The organism is Limosilactobacillus reuteri subsp. simiae (assembly GCF_020784875.1).
In the GTDB taxonomy this organism is placed as follows: domain Bacteria; phylum Bacillota; class Bacilli; order Lactobacillales; family Lactobacillaceae; genus Limosilactobacillus; species Limosilactobacillus reuteri_H.
Genome location: NZ_JAJGUI010000114.1, coordinates 1,647 through 27,426 on the forward strand (window position 1 = coordinate 1,647; position 25,780 = coordinate 27,426).

The following is a 25,780-nucleotide window of genomic DNA, read 5'->3' on the forward strand; positions in this document are numbered from 1 at the left end:
TATTAAGCGAATTGACTTCGCAAATGTTTTGCTTCAAATCACATCGTGATTGAAGACCCTACACATTTGATTCGTCGAAACTTTGTTCAGTTTTCAAAGGTCTACCTGTTGGCTAATCGAGCAGCCAATCAACATGTCCATTATAACATGCATCGGATCGGCTTGTCAAGAAGAAATTTTAATTATTTTTGAATTTCTTTTGATCGATAACTCAATCAGCAACTTTATTAATATATCATGTTGCCAAGGCGATGTCAACAATTATTTTTAACTTTTTTGTTAAACCATCTCAACAGCACTTAGCTGTTTTGACAACGATAACTACTATACATGGATTTCATCCTTTCGTCAACACCTTTTTCCAACTTTTTTAATTTATTTTTTAAACCTGAACTTTTTTATTATTTGAAATAAAAAGATTTGTTTTTTTATATCTAAAAATAAAAAATACGCCCTTAAATTATCTTTTAAGAACGTATTTGCTAACAATTGGTCTAGTTTATTTTACGCGAGCTAAATAATAGTGCTTCTTACCCTTTCGAACAATCACAAACTTACCTTCAAAATGTGCTTGGGGATCAATCTCGGCGTCAACATCATCAACTTTTTCCCCATTAATTCTGATAGCCCCACTTGATACATCTTGCCGAGCTTGGCGACGTGAAGGTTCAATACCATTATCAGTTAGCCAAATAACAATATTTTCTTTCTTGTTTTCTACATCTACTGAAGGCATATTCTTAAAGCCTTGTTCAATTTCTGCAACAGAAAGGTCAGCAACATCCCCAGAGAACAATGCTTTACTAATCCGTTCTGCTTCTTCAACTGCTTCTTGGCCATGAACAAATTTAGTTACTTCTTGGGCTAAGCGACGTTGAGCTTCTCGCTTCCATGGTTCCTTCTCAACTTTTTCTGCCAAGTCATCAATTTCTTCCTTTGATAAGAAAGTGAAGTACTTCAAGTATTTAATAACGTCACGGTCATCTTGGTTAATCCAGAATTGATAAAATTCATATGGAGAGGTCTTTTCTGGGTCAAGCCAAATTGCACCACCCGCGGTCTTTCCAAATTTAGTTCCATCAGCTTTGAGCATTAATGGAATAGTAAGTCCGTAAACCTTAGTATCTGGTCCTTCAACCTTATGAATCAAATCAATTCCGGCAGTAATGTTTCCCCATTGATCGGAGCCACCAATCTGTAATTGCACATCATTGTGACGGTAAAGATGAAGGAAATCGACTGATTGAAGAATTTGGTAAGTGAACTCAGTAAATGAAATACCAGCATCTAACCGGCTTGCTACTACTTCCTTATTTAACATGGTGTTGATATTAAATAGTTTACCGTAGTCACGAAGAAAGTCTAACAAGCTGATCTTTGATAACCATTCATAGTTATTTACAATCGTGAAGTTTTCAGTGCCGAACAACTTCTTCATTTGAGCAGTTAATGCTTCTTCGTTGTGGTGAACTTGATCCATTGTTTGAAGCTGCCGTTCTGACTTTCGACCGGATGGATCACCAATTGCACCAGTTCCTCCCCCAATAATAATTACTGGGTGGTGGCCAGCTAATTGGAATCGTTTCAAAATCATAAATGGAATTAAGTGTCCAATATGAAGACTATCCCCGGTTGGATCAGTTCCACAGTAAAGAGCAATTTTATCTTCTGATGTTAATTTGCGTAGGCCTTCCTCGTCTGTAACTTGGTTAATAGCCCCACGCCATTCTAGTTCATTAAGAATATCCATGTTTACCTCCATAAATTTCTCGGATACAAAAAATCCCCAACTTCAAATAATGAAGTCAGGGACGATTTACCGCGTTACCACCTTGATTTGCAGCTAAATAGCTACCACTCTAGTCGATAACGAGACGATCCGTTCAAATACTGAAAGACTCCGTAAGTGTAATTCGTATAACGGCATTGGCAAAGTTTACAGTTACCACTTGCTTCCTAAATGTCCAACCGCTTACTACTAAAATTACTTCTTCATCTTTGGTTATTGCCGTCATTGTACATGGAACTAACGATTACTGTCAAGAAGTATTTAAAATACAAAAAAGCTGAAGAGTTTTCGTTACCCTTCAGCTTTTCGCTTCACTATTCATCTTTTTTTGCTTCGTGTTTCTTTTCATCATCACGCTTAACAGTTGGTGATGGTTGTTCTTTTGGTTGTTCTTTTGGTTGTTTTTCTACATATACTTCATGAACATAAGCTTCACCGGTTAATTCGGCTACTGGCTTAAAAGTATCCTTGAAAAGCACATCCATTTCCATTCCTGCCCGAGCCTTGTTGTAGTACAAAGCAAGAATTGCATATACCACTGGAAGGTAGCAGGAAATACCAACAATCACTAAGACGATTCCGATATAAGTAAGGACATAAGTTGCCGTATAAACGCCGTAAAATGCCAATCCACCAAAAATTAAGGTCCAGATAAACATTGGAAGGAATTCTAAGACAAACAGAATTGCAAAGTAGTTCCACTTTCGACCAGTCATGAACCGCCGACTAGCAGTTAAAGCATAACGCATTGATTGACCAAGGAATTGCGGCTGTTTTTCACGATAAAGGAAGTATGATTGAGAATATTCAATACTCTTCCACAATACAACAATATCGTTAAGGATGCGAATTGCCCACCCCGTATAAACAGCGGCTACTCCGGATAGATGTGGTAAGAGTAATGCGTTAACGATGTTGAGGGGCAAACTCCATAAGAAAGTAAATAAGCCAATGTAAAGAATAATCCGCCATACTTGGTTTTTTCGCAAGTGCTTATAGTGCATCCAGATTGAGCCAGCACTAACTGGTTGTTCTGGATGAGCCATCTTATCCTGATATGTATATTGGGTAGCAACTGCAAAGAAAGTATAGAAGAAAGCTAACGCAGCAATAATTGCGACAATCCCTACAATTTCTAATAATGAGAACAAGATTGCAACCGGGGAAGCCATCCCGTACATTACCATCATCATCGTCATACTCAATGAGGCAGCAATGTTTGAATTAAGGAGTGCTAAGATCGCTGCTAAAGCAATAAAAATAATTGATACCCCTGCAACTGGCCACATTGCCTTTAAATAGTTAGGCTTTACCAGTTCCTTCAATGAAGGGTAAAATTCCTTCATTGGGAGTGTTCGTTGTTTTTCCATTTTCATTTAAATTCTCTCCACCTTATTAGATTCTGATGTTAATCATACCACAACTCACTATAAGCTCAATTTATTCATCAATATCTTCAACATTTCTTCAAAAAAGCTACAAAAAAGAGGCGTTAGGAATCTAACTTTCCCGCCTCTTCAAATTTAATATCGTAAGTTTATTTTAGTACTTTTCCTTGCTTAATACGTTAAGCTTGTCATCGAAGTCGTAAACAACTGGTTGACCAGTAGCCATTTCAAGGTTCATGATGTCTTCATCAGAAATGTTTTCGATGTACTTGCTCAATGCACGAAGAGAGTTACCGTGGGCAGCGATGATAACGTTCTTGTTGTCCAAAAGCTTTGGTGCAATTTCATCTTGCCATAATGGAATAACACGTTCCAAAGTAACCTTTAAGTTTTCACCACCAGGAATAGCACGTGGGTCTAAGCTAGCGTAACGACGATCCTTTGCAGCAGAACCTTCATCGTCAGCACTTAGCAATGGAGGTAATACATCGTATGAACGACGCCAAATGTGAACTTGTTCGTCACCGTACTTTTCAGCGGCCTTTTGCTTGTTGTGGCCTTGAAGTGCACCATAGTGACGTTCGTTTAAACGCCAAGTCTTGTATTCAGGGATCCATAATTGGTCACATTCTTCAAGAGCATAGTGCAAAGTCTTGATAGCACGCTTCAAAACAGAAGTGTATGCGTAGTCAAATTCAATGCCGTGTTCCTTAAGGGCTTTACCAGCATTCTTTGCTTGTTCAACACCCTTTTCACTTAAATCAACATCAACCCAACCAGTAAATTGGTTAGATAAGTTCCATTCACTTTGACCGTGACGAATTAATACTAATTTAGCCATGTTCAATTGACCTCTTTCTTCTTAAAATCGCTATAAACAGCATTACCATATTATTTTAATCCATTCCCCTGCAAATGCCAATAGTGATGAAGAAATTATTGCAGTCCAGCTTTTGCACCAATATCATGACGATAAAAACATTCAGGTTCATCAAGCTGGCGCAAGTAGCCATAAACGTGATCGCGGGCTTTTTGAAGAGAATCATCTTTCCCGATCACTATTAGTAAACGTCCACCTGCACCTTTTAAGTCATTAATTGTTCCAGTAACATTTGCATAATCAATAGTGACATTAGGATCAACGGGAAATGTTCCCAGCTTTTGGCCGTGGATTGGCTTAGTTGGATACCCTTTCGATGCCAAAACAACACCAAAACAAGTATCTTCATTTTCTTCAACTTCTGGTAATGGTCGATCATTAATTGCTGCGTCTACAAGTTCGAACAAGTCGGTTTTCATGCGGGGCAAAATCACCTGGGTCTCTGGATCACCTAGACGAACATTATATTCAATTACTTTTGGACCATCGTCAGTCAAAATAAGGCCAATATATAAAATCCCATGGTAGTGATACTCGCCAGCCACCAAACCATCAACTGTTGGCTTAAGTACTTCCTCAATCATCTGTTGACGAACAGCTGAGGAAAGTTGTGGCAAGGGACTATAAGCCCCCATCCCCCCAGTATTAGGACCTTTATCGTCATCAAATGCTCGTTTATGGTCTTGAGCCATGGGCAAAATTCGGTAGTGGCCATTACTAATTAAAACAAACATTGAATATTCAGGACCTGATAAACATTCTTCAATCACAAGGCGCGCCTGACCATTGACAAACATTTCTTTGATTGTCTTAATTGCTTCTGCACGATCTTTTGCAATGACAACCCCTTTTCCTCCAGCTAAACCATTTTCTTTAATTACTACTGGAAAGCCAAATTGCCCAACGTTATTAATCGCTGCTGTTTGATCCCGATATGTCGCATGGCGGGCAGTGGGAACGTGATAATTATTCATAAAATTAAGGGCATAGTCTTTCGAACCTTCTAATTGGGCAGCCCGCGCATCAGGACCAAAAACCTTTAATCCAGCGGCCTTAAATTCATCAACAATCCCATCAACCAAACAATCCTCAGGGCCCACGAATGTCCACGCGACATTATGTTCTTTAGCAAATTGGATCAGCTTAGCAAAGTCAGTTTCCGCAATCGCAACGGGAACTACTCCTACAGTCGACATCCCCACATTGCCTGGCGCACAATAAACTTGCTTAACACGGGGACTTTCTTGTAATTTTTTCGCCACGGCAAATTCACGACCGCCTTCACCTACAACTAATACGTTGACCTGCTTTTCCATGATACCCTCCTAGCTTTAATGGCGGAAATGACGAATGCCTGTTGTGACCATTGCAATTCCGTACTTATTTGCCATCTCAATTGATTCCTGATCGCGAATTGATCCTCCTGGCTGAACAATCGCCTTAATGCCATTTTGACCCGCATATTCAACACAATCACCAAATGGGAAGAAAGCATCCGATGCCATCACTGTCCGATCATCAATCGCCTCGCCAGCATGTTTTACGGCAATTTTCAATGAATCAATTCGGTTAGGTTGACCTTCTCCGACCCCTAATGTCCGTTCATCATTTGCTAAGACAATCGCATTTGATTTGGCATGCTTAACTGCTTTCCAGGTAAACATTAATGTCTTAAGCTGTTCTTCTGTTGGTTGCTTTTCAGTAACACATTGCCAGTCGTGGTAATCTTCCTTAAGCGTGTCTTGTTCCTGCAACAACATCCCACCCATCACTGAAACAACTTCATGTTTAGTTGGTTCATCCTTCTTACTGAAGTCCAGACTCAACAAACGAATATTTTTCTTCTTTGCCAATAACTCAAATGCATCATCGTCAAAGCCGGGTGCAATGACAATTTCTAAAAAGATTTTATGCATTTTCTCGGCGGTAGCTAAATCAACTTGCCGATTAAGAGCAATCACTCCCCCAAAGATGGAAACAGGGTCAGCTTCATAGGCACGATCCCAAGCTTGAACCAAACTATCCCCTCGGCCAATGCCACATGGGTTCATATGTTTCATCGCTACAACGGTTGGTTCATCAAATTCACGAATGCACCGTAATGCTTCATCAGCATCTTTAATATTATTGTATGAAAGCTTCTTACCATGTAATTGTTTAGCCTGTAAAACTGAAAAAGCCTTAGGGAGCGCGTCTTCATATAACCAAGCCTTTTGGTGACTATTTTCACCATAACGCATCGTTTCTTTTAAATCCCAGCTTAAAGTTAATTTTTCTGGATCTTCAAGCCCTGTCTGTTTTGTAAGGTATTGAGAGATGAGGGAATCATAGGCTGCCGTATGACGAAAGGCTTTCGCTGCTAAGCGTGCTCGAGTTGCTAATGATGTTTCACCATCTTCTTTGATTTGAGCTAAGACTTCATCGTAATCGGCTTGGTCCACCACGATTGTTACATCATGATAGTTTTTAGCAGCTGAGCGGACCATACTAGGACCACCAATATCAATGTTTTCAATTGCATCGGCTAATTCCACTCCCGGCTTTTCGATCGTCTCTTTAAATGGATAAAGATTAACACAGACTAAATCGATTGGCGTAATATTAAGTTTTTCGAGGGTCGCCATGTGTTCTGGTAAGTCCCGGCGAGCCAATAGTCCCCCATGAACGTATGGGTTAAGAGTCTTTACGCGGCCATCAAGAATTTCCGGAAAATGAGTAACATCCTCAATACCAATTGTTTCAATTCCCGCTTCATCTAAAACCCGCTTCGTCCCACCAGTCGAGATAATTTCAAAACCATTTTCAACTAATCCTTTAACGAATGGGACCAGGTTTTGCTTATCAGAAACGCTTACTAATGCTCTTTTCATAATTTAATGTTGCTCCTTTTCTAATGCCTGCTTTAGTGCTTCAGGATATAATCGGTGCTCAGTTTCATGAACCCGTGCTTCTAAGGTTTCAATAGTATCAGTTGGTAAAATTGGGACGTGTTCCTGGGCGATAACGGGGCCGGAATCGAGTCCCGCATCAATATAGTGTACGGTGACGCCTGTCTGTGCTTGTTGATCAGCAAATGCCCGTTCAATCGAATGTAGTCCCGGATATTCTGGCAACCATGCTGGATGAAGGTTAATAATTCGGTGAGCATAATGATCCAAAATAGTGGGCCCAATTACTCGTAAATAACCAGCAAGGGCAATAAAGTCAATTTGATACTTTTTCAACACTCCCAATAATTTTTCCTCGTATTCCTGTTTTCCCCCACAAGATTTGACCGTAAAGCTTTCTGCCGGGATCCCCAGTCGGGCAGCTCTTTTCATTACCGGAGCATCTGGATGATTACAGAATAATAATGCTAATTCACCAGGAAGATCATTATTTTTGAAGTGCTGTGCTAAGACTTCAAAATTCGTTCCGTTTCCTGATGCTAAAATTGCGACTCTCATTTACAACCCTCACTTGATAACAATCTTTTTTGTATCTGGTAAACAATGACGAAGATAACCAATTTGATAACTTGTCATGTTTTTATTTGATAGTATCTCTTGAACTTGCGCTACTTGATCTGGTGCCACTGCTAAGACCATTCCTATTCCCATGTTAAATGCTTCGAAACAATCCTCCTTAGTAAGGCCACCTAGCACCCGCAAATAGTCAAAGACCGGAAGCTGTGGCCACCGACTAGAATCAATCACCGCTTGCAAGTTATCTCCTAACATCCGGGGAACATTTTCAATCAATCCTCCACCAGTAATATGGCTAATCCCATGAACCAATTTGCGATGGACTAATGGTAAGACCGCTTGAACATAAATCCTAGTAGGAGTCAGGATCGTTTCTCCTACCGTCTTTCCTCTCAATGCTTCTGGGCGATCAGTTAATTTGACGTGATTATCCTTAAACAAGATCTGCCGGACAAGGGAAAAGCCATTGGAATGCAAGCCGCTTGATGGGAGGCCAAGTAAAATATCACCTTTTTGCGGTCCAGCAGCGGTAAGAAGTTCTTCTTTTTCTGCTATCCCTGTTACTGTTCCTGCCAGGTCATACTCATTGGCTGCATACATATCTGGCATTTCTGCTGTTTCTCCACCAATTAAAGCGGCTCCAGCTTCTCGGCAACCAGTCGCTACTCCGCTAACAATCGCTGCCATCTTAGCAGGATCATTATGGCCGGTCGCAATGTAGTCGAGAAATGTTATTGGTTCCGCTCCCTGCGCCAGGACATCATTAACGCACATTGCGACAACATCGATCCCGATTGTATCGTGCTTATTCATTTGTTGAGCAATTAAGAGTTTCGTACCTACACCGTCAGTACCAGAGACAAGAATTGGATGCTGCACCTGTAATTTTTCTAAGTCAAACATCCCCCCAAAGCTGCCAATTCCTCCAATCACACCTGGGCGATCAGTTGATTTGACCGCATCTTTAATACGGTGAACAAGTTCGTACCCGGCATTTACATCTACCCCTGCATCTTGATAACGACTCATCCTCTTACCCCTTTCTTGCTAATCGCTCTTGTTCGCTTAACGACTTTAAGTACCCTTCTTCATAATCATAAAGTGGCGTTGGGTACTTCCCATCAAAATAAGCCACGGTAAGTCCACCATTAGGAGCATCCCCTGCATCTGGCACGTTAATTGCTTTGATTAAACTATCAATACTCAAAAAATTAAGAGAATCTGCACCAATTAACTGCCGCATTTCTTCAATGGAGTAATGGGCAGCCATCAGTTCTGAACGCGTTGATACGTCAATCCCATAGAAACACGGAAACTTAAATGGTGGTGAGGAGATAAGCATATGAACTTCTTTAGCCCCAGCTTTTTTTAGCATTTGGACGATCTGCTTAGAAGTTGTTCCACGCACAATCGAATCGTCGACTACTACCACTCTTTTTCCTTTTACAACTCCGCGGACAGCTGACAGTTTCATATGAACGCCTAACTCCCGTAACTCTTGAGTTGGTTGAATAAACGTTCGCGCAACGTATTGGCTCTTTATTAACCCCATTTCATATGGAAGGCCACTTTCTTCAGCATATCCACTAGCAGCAGACAACGATGAGTTAGGTACTCCAATCACCATATCAGCATCAACCGGATGTTCCTTTGCTAATAACTTTCCCATTCGTTTCCGCGCATTATGTACCGTTACCCCATGAATAATAGAATCAGGACGGGCAAAATAGATATACTCCATTGAGCAAATTGCCAGCTGGGTTTGGGTAGTGTAATGGTCAATATGTAACCCATTTTTATCAATAACTATTAATTCTCCTGGCAAAACATCACGCACAAATTGAGCATTAATAATATCTAAAGCACAAGTCTCACTAGCAACAACATAAGCACCATTTTCTAACCTTCCAATACATAAAGGACGAATCCCATTAGGATCTAAAGCCGCAATCAACCGATCTTTTTGCAGTAATAGGTAGGCAAATCCACCATGGACAAGGTTGAGGCTTTTCTTCAAAGCAGGAATAAAACCTTCATTAATATATTTCCGGATAAGGTGAATTAAAATTTCCGTATCAGAATCTGACTGGAAAACCGCCCCTTCATTTTCCAATTCACGACGAAGGGTAACAGCATTAGTTAAATTACCATTGTGGGCGAGTGCAACAGCACCATCATGAAAGTGAAAAAGGAAGGGTTGAACATTAGCAATCGAGTTATGTCCACTTGTCCCATAGCGCACATGGCCAATCGCAGCGTTTCCTTTTAATCGTTTAAGTTCAGCCGGATCAGCAAACACTTTCGCCAACAATCCTCGGTCACGGTGCTGATAAAGTTCCGTTCCATCAGTTGAGACAATGCCGGCTCCTTCTTGGCCGCGATGTTGAAGAGTATGCAGTCCGTAATAGGTTAATTGACTAGCGTTCGCCGCATCAAAAACCCCAAAGACCCCACATTCTTCATTTAATCCTTTGATTTCAGTTGGCACGGAATTGCCTCCTCCCATGTTTTTTGTAATTGTGCAACACTTTCATTGAGTTCACCATTTGCCAATTTAACCATTAACCAGTGGCTATTTGTAACTTCTCCAATTAGGTGTGCATCTTTTCCTAATGCCTGTTCGAATTCGATTGCCTTTTCAGGAGCAACCGTCACGATAAATCTTCCAGGAGTCTCACTAAATAGGCGAGCTGCTGGCTGATCAGCAAAGTCAACTTTCAACCCTAAATCAGTTTTGAAGACCGTTTCTGCTAAAGCTACTCCGAGGCCACCTTCACTCAAATCATGTGCACTGGAAACAAGGCCGTTCTCCATCGTCGTCAGTAACCGTTGCATATATTGATGAACATGGTGAAGGTCAAATGACTTAACAATTCCGCTAATATCGCCGGTCATCATTTTTTGCAACTCAGACCCCGCATAATCATCACGAGTTTGGCCCACTAGATAAACCTTATCTCCCGGGTGTTGGACAAACGAAGGAATTACGCGATCAATATTTTTAATTAGACCAATCATTCCAACCATCGGCGTCGGATGAATTGCTTGCCCATTGTTTTCGTTATATAAAGAAACATTCCCAGAAATAACCGGGGTATTAAATTCACGGCAAGCATCAGCCATCCCTTGGACAGATTGATGAAGTTCCCAAAAAATTTCTGGATCAGTTGGGTCACCATAATTTAAGCAGTCAGTAATTGCTAACGGTTCAGCTCCACTGGCAATTATGTTGGCAGCCGCTTCAACTAAGGCAATTTGTCCACCAACTTCTGGACTAAGATAAACAAACCGACCGTTCCCATCAGTTGTCATCGCTAACCCTTTATGTGTTCCACGAATCCGCAGAACCCCAGCATCACTCCCGGGACCAGCCACTGTGTTTGTCCGTACTTGAGAATCATATTGCTGATAAAGACTACTTTTATCCGCAATCGTTGACTGAGCAAGCAAGGCAGTTAAAACTTCAGCAACGTTATCAACATCTGGAATCCACGTTGGTTGCTGTTCGGCTAATTCAATCCGCGCAGGCTTTTTTTCGAGGCTTTCTTCTTCTAGTACGTCATCAGTTAAACTCGACACTGGGATATGACATACTTCTTCACCATCATGAAAGAGAACATAATCATGACCCGCAGTAATCCTGCCAATTGTGACCGCTTCAAGATCGTAAAAATCAAAAATCTTTTTGACATCTTCTTCATGGCCTTTTTTTACGCAAAGAAGCATTCGTTCTTGGGATTCACTAAGCATAATTTCATAAGCCGACATCCCGGTTTCACGTTGCGGAACAAGATCCAAATTTAGCTCCATTCCACTTTTACCCTCGGAAGCCATTTCCGCACTTGAAGAAACAATTCCCGCTGCCCCCATATCTTGAATTCCTACTAACCAGTCAGGATGATTTCTAATAAGATCAAGGCAAGCTTCTAATAAGAGTTTTTCCATAAAAGGATTACCAACTTGAACCGCCGAACGTTGCGTCATATTTTCATCATTAAAGTCTGCTGAAGCAAAGGTGGCGCCATGAATTCCATCACGGCCGGTTTTAGCGCCGACATACATCACTGCATTTCCAATTCCGGCAGCGCGACCCTGCTGGATATCTTTCTGATCCATTAAGCCGACACTCATTGCATTACACAGAATATTGCCCTGGTAGCATGGATCAAATGTTGTTTCACCCGCAATTGTAGGAATTCCCATACAATTACCGTAATCACCAATTCCCCGAACGGTATTAGTTACTTTCATTCGCGTTGTCGAATTATCTAATTCACCGAAATGGAGGGAATCAAGGGAAGCGATTGGTCGTGCCCCCATGCTGAAAATATCTCGCAGGATTCCACCGACACCGGTTGCCGCTCCTTGATAAGGTTCAACAGTTGTCGGATGATTGTGACTTTCAGCTTTGAATACCACTGCTTGTCCATCATCAATATCAACAACCCCTGCTCCTTCTCCGGGACCTTGCAATACTCGCTCATTTTTATTAGGGAAGAGACGCAGAACCGGTTTTGACTTTTTATATGAACAGTGCTCACTCCACATCGCAGAAAATAAGCCAGTTTCAGTATAATTTGGTAATCGTCCCAAGAGCTGAGTGCGAATGTAATCATATTCTGCTTCAGTCAAGCTCCAATCTAAGTATGGTTTCTTTTCTTTAATCTCTTCTGGGGTCATTGCTTGCTTCATTAACTATGCCTCCACTTTAATTCTGCCGTTTTCTAACAAGGACTCAAATAACCGTAAGCCATCCGTACTACCAAGAATAGTTTCTACTGCCCGTTCAGGATGGGGCATCATGCCTAAAACATTTCCGTGCTTATTAGTAATTCCAGCAATGTTGCGTAAACTACCATTTGGATTTTCAGTCGCGTAACGAAAAACAATTTGATTATTTGCTTCCAGTTCATCTAGTGTTTTTTCATCTGCATAGTAACTACCATCGGCATGCGCAATTGGTAATGCGATTCGTTCGTGATCCTGGTAATGACTAGTAAAAAGAGTTTGCGAGTTCACTACTTCTAAAGGAACAGTTTTACAAACAAAGCGTTGGCTATCATTGCGTTTAAGTCCACCTGGCAAAAGACCTGCTTCTGTCAAAATTTGAAATCCGTTACACGTTCCAAAGACTGGTTTCCCCTCATTTGCCATCTTGATTATTGCAGGCATGATATTGGTAAACCGAGCAATTGCGCCAGCACGTAGATAATCACCATAGGAAAATCCTCCTGGTAACATCACAGCATCAAAACCAGCTAAACTTTTTTGCCGGTGAGAAACATACTCGACATCTGCATGGCAAACGGAATGAAGGGCTTCATATAAATCCACATCGCAATTGGATCCTGGAAAAACAACCACCGCAATTTTCATCTAGGCTTCCTCCATAACTTGGTATGTATAAGTTTCCATATTGAAATTAACAAGGAGCTGATCAGCAATTTCTTTTACTGCCGTTGCTACCTCATCCTCATTTGTATCCAAGGTAACGTCAAAGAATTTTCCAACTTTAACGGCAGTTACTTCATCATGACCTAGAGAATGGATCGCATCCTTAATTGTTTCTCCCTGCGGATCAAAGACTGATTGCTTATATGTTACGAAAATCCGAACATTAACCATTTATGCTTCCTCCTTCATCACTGCTTCTAACCGTTCCAATACCTCATCATATGTTTGGGTTAAATCAGCAAGTTTGCGTCGATATACGTCTTTATCCATATGTTGCTTAGTTGTCAGATCCCATAACCGACAGTTATCTGGCGAAAATTCATCTGCAAGAATAATCTTGCCATCACTTAAACGGCCAAATTCGAGTTTGAAGTCAACCAACCGTAAATTAGCTTTGGCAAATAATGGTTTAAGTAAGTTATTGACCTTCCGACAGATCCCCCACATTTGCGCAAGCTCCTCTTTGCTGGCAATCTTAAGAGCAATCGTTGCGGATTCATTGATAAAGGGATCGTTAAGTTCATCGCTTTTATAGAACGTTTCCTCAACTGGTGAAGGAAGCTCTTCCCCTTCTGAAAGTCCATACCGACTCGCAAAATGACCAGCAATTACATTCCGTGTTACAAATTCAAGCGGAAACATCTCACATTTTTTTACAAGGTCTTCGTTAGTTGATAGTTTCTTAATAAAGTGGGTCTCAATTCCTTGCTTCATTAAGTAATCAAAAACGAGGGAAGAAATAGCATTAGCAGCCTTACCCTTACCAGTAAAGTGATCCTTCTTTTTTCCGTTGAGGGCGGTAGCTTGGTCCAGATAAACTACTCGTAAAACTGCTGGATCCTCAGTTTGCCACATCTGCTTTGCCTTGCCGGTATACAATAACTTCTCCATTTACGGAACTTCCTTTCAGTAAAACACGAACATTTATTTTGATATCCGAAAATTAATTCGATATTTCATGACAACAATATACTCTTTCCTCCTCCCGCTTGTCAATAAAAATTACGATATTTGTATGATTTTTCGTTTAAATTGTTCGTGTTTTGCTAAATAAAGCATAACAAAAAGGCTAGACAAACTTTTTTGTTCGTCTAGCCCTTTAAACTAGCTTAAATTAGTCTAATCCCAATCGCTTATAAATGTCATCAACATGGCGGAGGTGCCAGTGGTAATCAAAGGCATCATCAAGATCTTCTTTAGTTAATTGCTTTTGAATTGTTGGGTCATCTTCCAATAGTGGGCGGAATGGAATCTGTTCTGCCCAGCACTTAGCGGTATATGGTTGAATCAAATCATAAGCTGCTTCCCGAGTCATCCCACTGTTAACCAACTTCAAAAGAACTCGACCACTGTAAATTAAGCCCAATGTCTTATCCATATTCTTCTTCATTGTTTCAGGGAATACATCAAGATTCTTTAAGATTCGACCAAAACGCCGCAACATGTAATCAAGTAATGAAGTTGCATCTGGTAAAATCATTCGCTCTGCACTGGAATGAGAAATATCCCGTTCATGCCAAAGCGAAACATCTTCATAAGCAGGTACCATAAAGCCACGGAGCATCCGCGCACAACCAGTAATGTTTTCTGAGCCAATTGGATTACGCTTATGTGGCATAGCAGAAGATCCTTTTTGTCCCTTGGCAAAGTGTTCTTCGACTTCATGGATTTCCGTTCGTTGAAGAGAGCGAATTTCGGTTGCCATTTCTTCCATACTTGTTCCAATAAGCGCAATGGTAGCAATATATTCAGCATGCAAATCTCGCGGAAGAACTTGTGTGGAGATTTCTTGAGGACGTAAGCCAAGTTTTTTGCAGACATATTCCTCAACAAATGGGTCAATTTCAGCAAAAGTTCCTACTGCACCAGAAATTTTGCCCGCTTCGACACCCTTAGCAGCATGTTCAAAACGTTCTTTATTACGCTTCATTTCTGAATACCACCGAGCAGCTTTCAAGCCAAAAGTTGTTGGTTCAGCATGGATACCATGTGTTCGTCCCATACAAACTGTGTACTTATATTTTTCAGCTAATTCTTTAAGGACATCCATAAAGTTATCAATATCTTGACGAAGGATATCGTTCGCCTTTTTTAATCGCAAGCCTTGTGCAGTATCAACTACATCTGTACTCGTCATTCCGTAGTGAACCCACTTTCGTTCAGGGCCCAATGATTTAGAAACATCCCGGGTAAAAGCAATCACATCATGATGGGTCACTGCTTCAATCTCTGCAATTCCTTCCACAGAAAACTTGGCATTCTTTTTAATCTTTTCCACATCTTCTGCTGGAATATGCCCTAGCTTACTCCACGCTTCATCAGCAGCAATCTCAACATCTAACCAACATTGGTATTGTGTTTCTAAGCTCCAAATCTTTTTCATCTCTGGACTGGTATAACGATCAATCATCAGTTAAAAATCCTCTCTATTTTTTCTAAATGTATTATCGCACAGGAAAAGCGGTTACGTAAAGCCGAACTTTATGCACCCCAGATACCTGCATTGTCAATTTCTGCTAAAGTAGCTTCAATATCATCAGTCAAGATTGTAACGTGGCCCATTTTCCGGTTATGGCGAACTTCTGCTTTCCCATAATCATGAAAATGCCAATTTGCCTTTTTCTGAATCTGTTGTCGGACTCCATTAACATGCTGACCTAAAACATTTACCATTACCACCGGCTTTAATAACTCTACTTGCGGGAGTGGCCAGTTACAAATTGCTCGATTATGGATGGCGAACTGTGAGAAGTTACAAGCTTCAATTGAATAATGACCAGAATTGTGGGGACGAGGAGCAAGCTCATTAATATAGATCTCTCCATCATCCGTTACAAACATTTCAACCCCTAAAATTCCTCGCAAATTAATCGCTTGGGCAATCTGTACCGCTATTTTTTGTGCCTTTTGTTGTAATTCAGAAGGGATCCTTGCTGGGACAATGCTTAAATGTAGAATTTCATCATGGTGAATATTTTCTGAAACAGGAAAAGCCGTTATTTCCCCAGCTTCATTACGTCCGACCATTACTGAACATTCGCGGTTAAAAGGAACCCAGCCCTCTAAGATACAGTCGCCAGTGGCTAAAATAGGCGCACACTTATCGAGATCATCCTTATTACGTAACACTTCTTGACCGTGTCCGTCATATCCTCCTTCACTAGTTTTCAAAACTGCTGGGTAACCGATTTTCTTTATCGCATCCTTTAATTCAGCAGAAGTATGCACTGCCATGAAAGGAGCTGTTTTTACCCCTGCCTGACGTAAAAAATTCTTTTCCCGTAAACGATTTTTGGTCGTGTAAAGCAAATTAGTTCCCTGGGGAAGATAAACGCGATCCTGCACATCTTCTAAAGCGTTTAAATCAACATTTTCAAATTCGTAGGTTAATACATCCGCTTTATCAGCTAACTTTTCAATCGCTTTAGTATCGGCATAAGGAGCAACAATTTGTTCATCAGCAACCTGCCCAGCTGGACAATGAGGTGTCGGATCTAAAATAACAACCTTCATTCCCGTCTGTTTGGCATCCAATGCCATCATCTGTCCCAATTGGCCACCACCAATAATGCCAATAGTTGAGCCTTGTGGAATAAATTTATTCAAGATACTGCCCACTTTCTTTTGCTTGATCATGCATCGCCTGTCGATATTCGATGATTTGTTGTTGGATATGCTTATCTGTGATCCCAAGAATTTGCAATGCTAATAACGCTGCATTTTTAGCGCCTGCTTTTCCAATCGCAGTGGTTGCCACCGGAATTCCCGCTGGCATTTGAACAATTGATAAAAGTGAGTCCATGCCACCAAGAGCTTTTGTCTGTCCTGGGATCCCAATTACTGGCAGGGGGGTATTTGCCGCAATCATTCCGGGAAGATGGGCTGCTCCCCCGGCACATGCAATTATTACTTTGACCCCATTATCAACCGCATTTTGCGCAAACGCGAACATTTCATTTGGCATCCGATGAGCAGAAATCACATTCTTTTCATATAAAACACCAAATTCATCTAAAATATCACAAGTTTCTTTAACAGTTGGCCAGTCTGATTTACTGCCCATCACGACACTAATATCACTCATAACAATGCCTCCTCAAATCTGCTTTAAGGATAGCAAATCATTTTCCGTAATTCAACATAAATTCGAACTTTAAATAAAATAAACAATAAATAGTTCGTGTATGATAAACAAAAAAAAGAGAGTGAGGCTGAACTCACTTGCGAGTTTTCAGACTCACCTCCGAAGAATGGATGGTTAGGCGTTCTATTCAGCATTACCTTCCGATTTAGCAATTCCATCACGTAAAGTTGCCATATCAACTGTACTCTCCCGAAATTCTTGATTATGAATCGGCAGATGTTGTTCCAAGTTATCAAAAATTTCAAAGCTACCTGTTAATTCAGGGGCATCAAAGGCCAGGAGATGTCCAGCAAATTGCCGATCATCGCTAATAAAATGAAGATGCCAGCCCGCTGCCGTAATCGTGCCAAAAATTTCTGGGGCATAATAACCGATAATGGTTCCGGAAATTTTTTTAGCCGTAAACTCAGGTTGATGTTGCGCAACATCGAGCAACGTAGGATATGGCTTTTCTTGCTTCGGAGCAATCCGAATTTTAACGTGCTCAAACTCACCGCTTAATTGTAAGAATGCAAAAACATTAGCAAGCTTATGTTCTTTAACAAAATCATTATTAAGTTTAGCAAAGTTTACATTTCTTAATGTTATATCCTGTTGCTCAGTAGGAAAATGGACTGAGGCGAATGGCATTGTAGCATCCATATCTATAATATGGTTGACTTGGCCATTTGAAACTGCTTGGTACACTTCATTATTCAGGATAACAACCTCACCGTCTAAGCCAGTAAAAGTCCCAATTCCCATCGAACCATGTTTTAGCAAATCACCGACAGTAATTGTGCCATCAAAATTTCCTGCCATCAAAGCAGCTAACGTTCCGTGTTCATATAATGTTGTCATAATCTTTGTTCCCCTCTTAGCCAAGTTGTGAATCAATCAAGTTGGCAGCTAATTCTTTATTATTACTGTAATCAACTGGCACATCTACCACAACTGGGCCGTCAATATTAAACGCTTGATCGAGTACCTTAGTAAGGTCAGCCGGCTTATTTACTCGCAGTCCAGTTGCACCAAAACTCTCAGCATACTTAACGATATCAACATTTCCAAATTTAACACCAGCTGCTTGCGAATACTTCATCTCTTCCTGGAACTTAACCATGTCGTAATGACCGCCATCATTCCATACAATCGTTACAATATTAAGATGGTGTTGAACGGCTGTCGCTAATTCCGCCCCAGAGAAGAGGAAGCCTCCATCCCCGCAAACTGCCACGGATTTATGTTCGGGATAAAGCATCGCTGCAACCATCGCCCACGGCAAGCCAACGCCTAGTGTTTGCATCCCGTTACTGATTAACAAGTGTCGTGGTTGGTAGCAACGGAAATGTCGTGCCATCCAGATATAGTGGGAACCCACATCGAGCGCAACGTGCATATCATCAGTAACATTTTCTTGAATTGCATGCACAACCGCTAACGGATGACTGGCATCATTGCTTGTTGGTACTTGAATCTTCTTATCTTGGTCAAGTTCTTGCTTATACTTAGCGAGTTGCTCAGTGGCTGCACCAGGATATTCATACCCTTTTAGTAACTTATCAAGCTCAGTTAAGCTTGTAGCAATATTACCAACTAGTTGCATGATTGGCGTATAGTGGTTATCAATTTGCGCTGGCAAGGTATCAAGGTTTACAATTCGCAGATTCCCCTCCTTGTTCCAGTTCCGTGGTTCATATTCAATCGGATCATAACCAACAGCAATAACAAGGTCGCTTTGTTGAAGGAGCTGATCTCCTACTTGATTACGGAAAAGGCCAATCCGTCCAAAGTATGACTGTTGTTCTAAGTCACGTGATACCACTCCAGCCGCTTGATATGTTTCAACAACAGGCAATGAATAATCACTTAATAATTTGCGGAGAGCAGTCGTAATTTCTTCATCCGCGCCCCGTTGACCGACTAAGATAACCGGCATTTTACTATTTTTAATTAGTTCGACTAGTTTTTGTAAGTCATTTGGATCAGCAGGACCCATCTTAGGTGTTTCATAAATTGGCAATGGCTTTTCAGTTACCTCAGCATCATCAACGTCTTGTGGAAGACTAACGAAAGCTGCTCCCTTACGTGCATCCTGACTCGCTTCAAATGCATTGGCCATAATTTCTGAAATATTATTAGGATCTTGAATTTCAGCGCTATATTGCGTAATTGGTGCCATAATTTCAGTTGAAGGCGTGCTTTGGTGGGTTGCGCGGTGAAGGTCTTTCCGTTGTACTTGTCCCCCAATCGCTAACATTGGATCTCCTTCTGCGTTGGCTGTCATGATCCCAGTTGCTAAATTACCAACTCCTGGGCCAGATGTAGTGATCGCGACCCCTGTTTTTCCGGTTAAGCGGCCATAAGCTTGGGCCATAAACGCCGCATTTTGCTCATGCCGGGTAACAATTAATTTAGGTGCATCTTCACTGTCTTGACCATCTAGTCCTTCAAACAAACGATCAATCTTCGCTCCGGGAATACCAAAGACGAGATTAACCCCGTGTTTTCTTAAACTATCAATAACAATATCTGCACCATGTAGTTTCTTTTCCATTAGCCATTCACCTCTACCTAATTAAACTTATAAAACGATATACCTCTACTGTAGTCCTTATTTTATAATTTCACAAGAAAACGATTAAGTTCACATAGCAGTATATCAATGACTTCAACCCGCTAACCTTGAAAAGTTTGTGAAAAAAACATCGATGTACGTTATTGCACAATCGATGTTTTGTGTTGGTTATTTAGAATAATCCGGTAATTTTACCATTATCGTCAATCGTCATGTTTACAGCCGCTGGTTCTTTAGGGAGGCCTGGCATTGTCATCATATTACCAGCTAATGCCACGACAAAGCCGGCACCGATCTTTGGTACCAATTCCCGAATATGGAAAGTAAAGTCAGTTGGGGCACCGAGTTGTTTTTGGTCATCTGTAAATGAGTACTGGGTCTTAGCAATACATACTGGCAAATCATTCCATCCATACTTAGCAAATCGCTTCAATTGATTTTGTGCTTTACGGCTAAACGATACTTCTTTAGCGCCATAAATCTGCTTAGCAATCTTCTCTAACTTAGTTTGAAGGTCATCAACTTGAACGTCATAGATATGAGTAAATTCACTTGGACTATCAGCAAGTTCGACTACTTTATTAGCCAAATCATGGGTACCTTTACCACCCTTAGCCCAAGCATCAGTCAAAATTGCTTCAACATTTTGCTTAGCACAATCATCCTTAATCATTTGAATTTCTTTATCGGTATCACTGACAAAATGATTGATTGCAACTACGATTGGTAACCCATATAATTGCATATTCTTAATGTGACGATTAAGGTTTGCCATACCTTTTTTCAGCGCATCAAGATTTTCTTCATTTAAGTCTGCAAGCTTGGCACCGCCATTATATTCTAGCGCTCGGACAGTCGCTACGATGACAATTGCATCTGGATGCTTACCAAGAACACGTTGTTTAATATCAAGGAATTTTTCCCCACCAAGGTCAGCCCCAAAGCCAGCTTCCGTTACAGTATAGTCAGAAAGGTTAAGGGCAGTTTGCGTTGCTAAAACACTATTACACCCATGGGCAATGTTGGCAAATGGTCCCCCATGTACGATTGTTGGCGTATGGTCTAAAGTTTGGACAAGGTTAGGCTTTAATGCATCTTTCAAGATAATTGTAATTGCATCCTGAAAATTAAGCTGGCCAACTGTGACCGGTTCTTTATCGTATGTATATCCTACTACAATTCGACTAATCCGTTCTTTTAAGTCATGAAGACTAGTTGAAAGGCATAAAATTGCCATCAACTCGGAAGCAGCTGTAATGTCGAAGCCCGTTTCACGTGGAACACCAGCCATTGGACCGCCAAGACCGGTAACCACATTTCGGAGAGCACGATCGTTAACGTCTTCTACCCGTTTCCAGATAATTCGCCGCGGATCAAGGTTCATTGCATTATCACGCATAATATAGTTATCAATTAAAGCGGCCAAAGTATTATTAGCACTTGTAAGAGCATGCAAGTCACCGGTAAAGTTCAGGTTAATATCTTCCATTGGAACAACCTGACTATATCCACCACCAGTTGCACCACCTTTGATTCCAAAAACAGGCCCCATCGATGGTTCACGCATTGCAATCGTTGTCTGATAATTTAACTGATTTAATGCATCCCCTAAGCCAATGAGGACAGTCGACTTCCCTTCACCAGCAGGAGTAGGGTTGATGGACGTAACTAAAATTAGTTTATGTTTTTTATCAGGCAAAGGCTTTACATTTAAATCAATTTTAGCTTTATACTTACCATATTGTTCGATTTCGTCTTCTGAAAGTCCGAGTTTCTCGGCAATTTCTGTAATTGGTTCCAGTGTCGCTTGGTCTGCAATCTCGATGTCTGTCATGAATATCAGCTTCCTTTCTTTAGACCTATCTTAATTTCATTATACACTAACTCAAGACTTTTTCAGCAATTTTGCAAAATAAGTTCGATTTTTATTAACTTTATCCAACTAATTAACACAAATTGTTCGGATAACAAAAAGACTGGGAGAAAAATTTTTCTCCTAGTCTTAACTGTTTCCATGAATAGTAGCAAGATATTACGGAAATAGCTTCGCGTCGCCACAAGGCTAATTCTCACTCACACTTCTTTTTTTATTCTTTTTGCACCACGAATGGGCTTTACGCCTAATACATCAAGTAAGAAGGTAAAGATTGGTACCCCCACAATCAATCCCCATGTACCAAAAAGATGTTCACCAATCAGTAATACAATAAAAGTATAAAAAATTGGGAGATCTGTTCGGCTAGACATAAACTTAGGATTTAAGACGTAGGCCTCCAAAGTATGAATAATGATGATCATAATGATAATATAAACCACATCGCGAACCCCGCCAACAGAGTAACCAACCATCGCCAATGGAATTGTTGAAATAATTACCCCGGCAACTGGAACTAAACTAAAGATAAATACAATCAACGATAGGGCGAAAATCTGTGGCATCCGCATAAATAATAGGCCAATCGTGGTAATCACCGTATTGCAAATAGCAATAAAAAATTGGGCCTCTAATACTACCCCAAAAGTATTGACAAATTTTTTACCAAAATAATCAATATCCTGGAAAAACCAGCCAAAATCACTATCTAAAAAGCTATGAGAAAATTCATTCATTTGTTTTAATTCAAGCGTATAGAAAAAGCTCAAGATTAAAGACATTACAAATGAAACAGTAATTGCACCGATACTTGTCAAAGTACTAACCGCGATTGTTATCCCATGCCGAACCTGACTCATAATAGTGGCGGTACTTACGTAATGGCTGACATAACGATATATCATCGTCGCTTGATGAGTACTATAGAAATGAACTACTGAATTGACCATTTTAACAACTTGCCGAGATAAAACTGGTAAATAGCGGGTCACTCCTAAGTATAAGAGAACAATTAACAATACATAAGTAACAATTACGATTAAACTTGTTGACATTCGTGGTAACCAGCGTTGGACGAGTCTTACCCAACTAACAACAAGATAAGTAAGAATAAACGTAAATAAAATTAAATTCATCATTGATCTCATTAGCCAGAGTACGACAATGATTAATAATAAGACAGTGAAACGCCGTAGTTTTACATTCTCAATAAAATGCTTCCAGGCATTCGTCATTCAATCATCTCCCTATTTTTCCTACTAATTAGCATAGTAGCAAGCTTTCATTTTTTCAGCAATTAGTTTATCGCTTTCTTATGAAATGTTTTTTATTAATTGTCTTGAAACACTTTTATTTTAAGGGTGTTATAATGAATATTATTATTGCAGAAAGAAGGATGCGTTTCATGTTAGAAAAGACGTTCTATAAGTCACTACTAAAGCACTCATTTAACATTCCCGTAAAGATCGTATTTTGGGATGGATCAAGTGTTATCTATGGTGACGGAACTCCTGAGGTAACTATCACCTTTAATGAAAAGATTCCAATGCGTGATATTACCAAGAACGCCTCAATTGCACTTGGGGAAGCCTACATGGATAAGAAAATCGAGATCCAGGGTAGCATTCAAGAATTGATCGAATCAGCATATGAAAGTGCCGATAGTTTTATGCGGAGTTCTAAGTTCCGCAAATTTTTGCCTAAACAAGGCCACTCAGAAAAAGAGAGCGAAAATGATGTTCAAAGTCATTATGATGTTGGGAACGACTTCTACAAGTTATGGCTTGATGATACGCTAACTTACTCATGTGCTTATTTTACTGATGGCAACCATGATGATCTTACAAAAGCACAAGTTGATAAGGTTCATCACATCTTAAAGAAGCTTGATCCAAAACCTGGCAAAACATTGCTTGATATTGGATGTGGTTGGGGAACATTAATGTTAACTGCTGCAAAAGAATATGGCTTAAAAGTTACCGGGGTTACTTTAAGTGAAGAACAATATCGCTTTGTTAAGGAACGGATTGAAAAAGAAGGTTTGCAAGACGTTGCCGAAGTTAAACTTGTTGATTACCGTGAACTTGGTGACCAAAAGTGGGATTACATTACATCCGTTGGTATGTTTGAACACGTTGGAAAAGAAAATCTAGGTCTTTACTTTAAGGATATCCAAGGTTACCTTGCTGATGATGGCGTTGCCTTGATTCATGGTATTACTCGTCAACAAGGCGGTGCATATAATGGGTGGATTAACAAGTATATCTTCCCTGGCGGTTACGTACCTGGTCTCGAAGAAATGATCGGTCACATTGAAGAAAATCATATGCAAATCGCTGATATCGAAATGCTTCGCCGTCACTATCAACGCACCCTCGAAATTTGGGACATGAACTTTAATGAACATCGTGCCCAAATCCTTGATATGATGGGTGAACGTTTTACACGGATGTGGGATTTATATCTTCAAGCATGTGCTGCATCATTTGAATCTGGAAATATTGATGTTATTCAATACTTGATAACTAAGGGTCCTTCAGGTAAAAACTTACCAATGACTCGTGATTACATGACAAAATAGAACAACCTAAGATTAGTTCAGGACGAAAAATATCTCGTTCTGGACTTTTTTGTTACTCTAAAAATAGAGCGTAGAACTGGAGAGAAATCTTTATTTCTCTCCAGTTCTTTCACAAACTTATACTTTGAAACATTTTAATATAATTCGTGTTTTAGTTTAAAAATAGGTTGATTTAAATTAAAATGTTCGTTATTATAATGACACATTCGAATGTAACTGTTCTATCACTTTCAGAATTTCAAAGGAGTATATAAATTATGCAAAGTCAATTTTCAACTGTTGAAGAAGCATTAAACCAATTAGTAAATGGTGGTTATATCATCTTAGCCGATAATGAAGATCGTGAAAACGAAGGTGATTTAGTAGCTTTAGGTGAAAATGTCAACGCTGATACTATCTATGAAATGTTGAACGAGGCAAATGGTTTGATGTGTGTGCCAGTAAGTGAAGATATTGCTAAGCATTTAGCGTTTAAGCCCATGGTAGAACATAGCACTGACCCACACCAAACACCATTTATGGTTACTACTGATGGTACCTTAGAAGCTACCGGTGTTACTACTGGTGTTTCCGCTTTTGACCGCGCAGCAACGATTCGGCAAATTGCCAAGCCAACTGCCCAAGCATCTGACTTTAATCATCCCGGCCACATTCAACCTCTTTACGCCCAACCTCATGGATTAAGAGATCGAATCGGTCACACCGAAGCAGCTATTGATCTTGCCTATTTAGCAGGAAAGGCACCAGTTGCTGTTATTATCGAAGTGTTAAAGAGTGACGGCAAGATGGCTCGTCGTGATAGTCTGTCAGTCCTCGCTAACCGAGTTCATGTACCATTTATTACAATCAATCAAATTATTGAGTATTTAGATGTAAAGGGAATCGATTATGCCGCTGACCTCGCTAAAGTAAATGCTTAATTAATGTATTCCCTTTCATTTTCGATTACGTTAAAATATAGACATAATTACCTATGAAGGGATGTTTAATCATGGACGGTGCGATTTTTTCGTTTAATAATATCTTTGTTAATACAAATAAGTTATCCTTTACTGCATGGCAACGTTTTGCAATGTATGAATTTGGGATGGGATTACCTGGAAAATTAGCTTTCCAATTCGATAACCTTACTCCTTCGCAAGGGCTCTCCCTAGTCTTAGCACATTTTAATGCTAATCCTGCCCCAAGCGAAAAGGCTTCAATGATTGCAGAATGGCAAAAATTCCTTAACGAAGAAGCGGATAGCCTAAGTGAAAAGGATCAACTTCCAGGGATTAAGCGTCTTTTACTAAATCTCTATGATCATTACGTTAAAATTGCCGTGTTAGATGCTAATGGGGATGTACAAAATGTCCTTAAACAAATTGGCCTTGATACTTATGTCGATAGTATCGTTAAGACTAATGATAAAGAAAACCCATATCTAACTGCTGTTAATCAATTAAATCTTATCGGAGCTAATTGCATTGGAGTTGGAACGACAGCTCATGATATTGAAAATATTCACCATATAAATGCAATTGCAATTGGCGTTGGTGATGCTACAACATTAGCAAATGCAGATTATCAAGTAGTACAAGTTGGTGACTTGCGCTACCCAATGCTCCAAAAGATTTGGGAAGATAAACAATAAAGAGAAAAGAGAGAGGC

Annotated in this window: 22 protein-coding genes; 3 read left to right on the plus strand and 19 right to left on the minus strand. The window is 40.2% G+C overall.

Annotated elements, in window-relative coordinates; all coding sequences use genetic code 11:
* Positions 1-499: 499 nt before the first annotated feature.
* The 19 genes from tyrS to LMC10_RS09925 form a co-directional block, all read right to left on the minus strand.
* Complete coding sequence (tyrS, locus tag LMC10_RS09835) at positions 500-1,750, minus strand: tyrosine--tRNA ligase (protein ID WP_229269709.1); 1,251 nt, start codon at positions 1,748-1,750, stop codon at positions 500-502.
* A 353-nt stretch (positions 1,751-2,103) separates the two neighbouring features.
* The gene (locus LMC10_RS09840) at positions 2,104-3,165 is read right to left on the minus strand and encodes an MFS transporter (protein ID WP_229269710.1); all 1,062 of its coding nucleotides are present in this window, start codon (positions 3,163-3,165) and stop codon (positions 2,104-2,106) included.
* A gap of 166 nt (positions 3,166-3,331) precedes the next feature.
* Entirely contained in the window at positions 3,332-4,018 is a 687-nt protein-coding gene (locus LMC10_RS09845; RefSeq protein ID WP_122480831.1) for a 2,3-diphosphoglycerate-dependent phosphoglycerate mutase, read from the minus strand.
* Between the two features lie 95 nt (positions 4,019-4,113).
* A complete protein-coding gene (purD, locus tag LMC10_RS09850; protein WP_229269711.1) occupies positions 4,114-5,373 on the minus strand; it encodes a phosphoribosylamine--glycine ligase in 1,260 nt (419 codons plus the stop codon).
* Positions 5,374-5,388: 15 nt separating this feature from the next.
* The gene (purH, locus tag LMC10_RS09855) at positions 5,389-6,927 is read right to left on the minus strand and encodes a bifunctional phosphoribosylaminoimidazolecarboxamide formyltransferase/IMP cyclohydrolase (RefSeq protein ID WP_229269712.1); all 1,539 of its coding nucleotides are present in this window, start codon (positions 6,925-6,927) and stop codon (positions 5,389-5,391) included.
* 3 nt (positions 6,928-6,930) lie between these two features.
* The gene (purN, locus tag LMC10_RS09860) at positions 6,931-7,503 is read right to left on the minus strand and encodes a phosphoribosylglycinamide formyltransferase (RefSeq protein WP_229269713.1); all 573 of its coding nucleotides are present in this window, start codon (positions 7,501-7,503) and stop codon (positions 6,931-6,933) included.
* A gap of 9 nt (positions 7,504-7,512) precedes the next feature.
* Positions 7,513-8,550, minus strand: coding sequence for a phosphoribosylformylglycinamidine cyclo-ligase (gene purM / locus LMC10_RS09865; protein ID WP_229269714.1), 1,038 nt, complete (start codon positions 8,548-8,550; stop codon positions 7,513-7,515).
* 4 nt (positions 8,551-8,554) lie between these two features.
* Positions 8,555-10,009 (minus strand): amidophosphoribosyltransferase, encoded by a 1,455-nt coding sequence (gene purF, locus LMC10_RS09870; protein WP_229269715.1) that lies wholly within the window; start codon positions 10,007-10,009, stop codon positions 8,555-8,557.
* Positions 9,985-12,213, minus strand: a complete 2,229-nt coding sequence (gene purL, locus LMC10_RS09875; protein ID WP_229269716.1) for a phosphoribosylformylglycinamidine synthase subunit PurL — start codon at positions 12,211-12,213, stop codon at positions 9,985-9,987. The genes purF and purL overlap by 25 nt, the downstream gene beginning before the upstream one ends.
* A gap of 3 nt (positions 12,214-12,216) precedes the next feature.
* Positions 12,217-12,897: a phosphoribosylformylglycinamidine synthase subunit PurQ gene (purQ, locus tag LMC10_RS09880; RefSeq protein WP_003672279.1), complete on the minus strand. Its 681-nt coding sequence runs from the start codon at positions 12,895-12,897 to the stop codon at positions 12,217-12,219.
* The gene (gene purS / locus LMC10_RS09885; RefSeq protein ID WP_003669720.1) at positions 12,898-13,146 is read right to left on the minus strand and encodes a phosphoribosylformylglycinamidine synthase subunit PurS; all 249 of its coding nucleotides are present in this window, start codon (positions 13,144-13,146) and stop codon (positions 12,898-12,900) included.
* Positions 13,147-13,866, minus strand: coding sequence for a phosphoribosylaminoimidazolesuccinocarboxamide synthase (gene purC, locus LMC10_RS09890; protein WP_003672282.1), 720 nt, complete (start codon positions 13,864-13,866; stop codon positions 13,147-13,149).
* Positions 13,867-14,089: 223 nt separating this feature from the next.
* Complete coding sequence (purB, locus tag LMC10_RS09895) at positions 14,090-15,385, minus strand: adenylosuccinate lyase (RefSeq protein ID WP_065533559.1); 1,296 nt, start codon at positions 15,383-15,385, stop codon at positions 14,090-14,092.
* Between the two features lie 71 nt (positions 15,386-15,456).
* Positions 15,457-16,611 carry a 5-(carboxyamino)imidazole ribonucleotide synthase gene (gene purK, locus LMC10_RS09900; protein WP_229269717.1) on the minus strand — a complete coding sequence of 385 codons (1,155 nt, stop codon included), beginning with the start codon at positions 16,609-16,611 and terminating at the stop codon, positions 15,457-15,459.
* Positions 16,574-17,059, minus strand: coding sequence for a 5-(carboxyamino)imidazole ribonucleotide mutase (gene purE / locus LMC10_RS09905; protein WP_152697999.1), 486 nt, complete (start codon positions 17,057-17,059; stop codon positions 16,574-16,576). The genes purK and purE overlap by 38 nt, the downstream gene beginning before the upstream one ends.
* A gap of 183 nt (positions 17,060-17,242) precedes the next feature.
* Positions 17,243-17,959, minus strand: coding sequence for an acetolactate decarboxylase (gene budA, locus LMC10_RS09910; protein ID WP_229269718.1), 717 nt, complete (start codon positions 17,957-17,959; stop codon positions 17,243-17,245).
* Positions 17,960-17,975: 16 nt separating this feature from the next.
* Complete coding sequence (gene alsS, locus LMC10_RS09915) at positions 17,976-19,655, minus strand: acetolactate synthase AlsS (RefSeq protein WP_229269719.1); 1,680 nt, start codon at positions 19,653-19,655, stop codon at positions 17,976-17,978.
* Positions 19,656-19,848: 193 nt separating this feature from the next.
* Positions 19,849-21,510 (minus strand): formate--tetrahydrofolate ligase, encoded by a 1,662-nt coding sequence (locus LMC10_RS09920; protein WP_019253963.1) that lies wholly within the window; start codon positions 21,508-21,510, stop codon positions 19,849-19,851.
* Positions 21,511-21,749: 239 nt separating this feature from the next.
* Entirely contained in the window at positions 21,750-22,784 is a 1,035-nt protein-coding gene (locus tag LMC10_RS09925) for an AI-2E family transporter (RefSeq protein ID WP_229269720.1), read from the minus strand.
* 170 nt (positions 22,785-22,954) lie between these two features.
* On the opposite strand from LMC10_RS09925, the gene LMC10_RS09930 reads away from it, so the two are divergent.
* From LMC10_RS09930 to LMC10_RS09940, 3 genes are all read left to right on the plus strand, one after another.
* Complete coding sequence (locus tag LMC10_RS09930) at positions 22,955-24,130, plus strand: SAM-dependent methyltransferase (RefSeq protein WP_003675910.1); 1,176 nt, start codon at positions 22,955-22,957, stop codon at positions 24,128-24,130.
* A gap of 257 nt (positions 24,131-24,387) precedes the next feature.
* Entirely contained in the window at positions 24,388-25,050 is a 663-nt protein-coding gene (gene ribB, locus LMC10_RS09935) for a 3,4-dihydroxy-2-butanone-4-phosphate synthase (protein WP_229269721.1), read from the plus strand.
* 53 nt (positions 25,051-25,103) lie between these two features.
* Positions 25,104-25,763: an HAD hydrolase-like protein gene (locus tag LMC10_RS09940; RefSeq protein WP_324294053.1), complete on the plus strand. Its 660-nt coding sequence runs from the start codon at positions 25,104-25,106 to the stop codon at positions 25,761-25,763.
* The last annotated feature ends 17 nt before the right edge of the window (positions 25,764-25,780 follow it).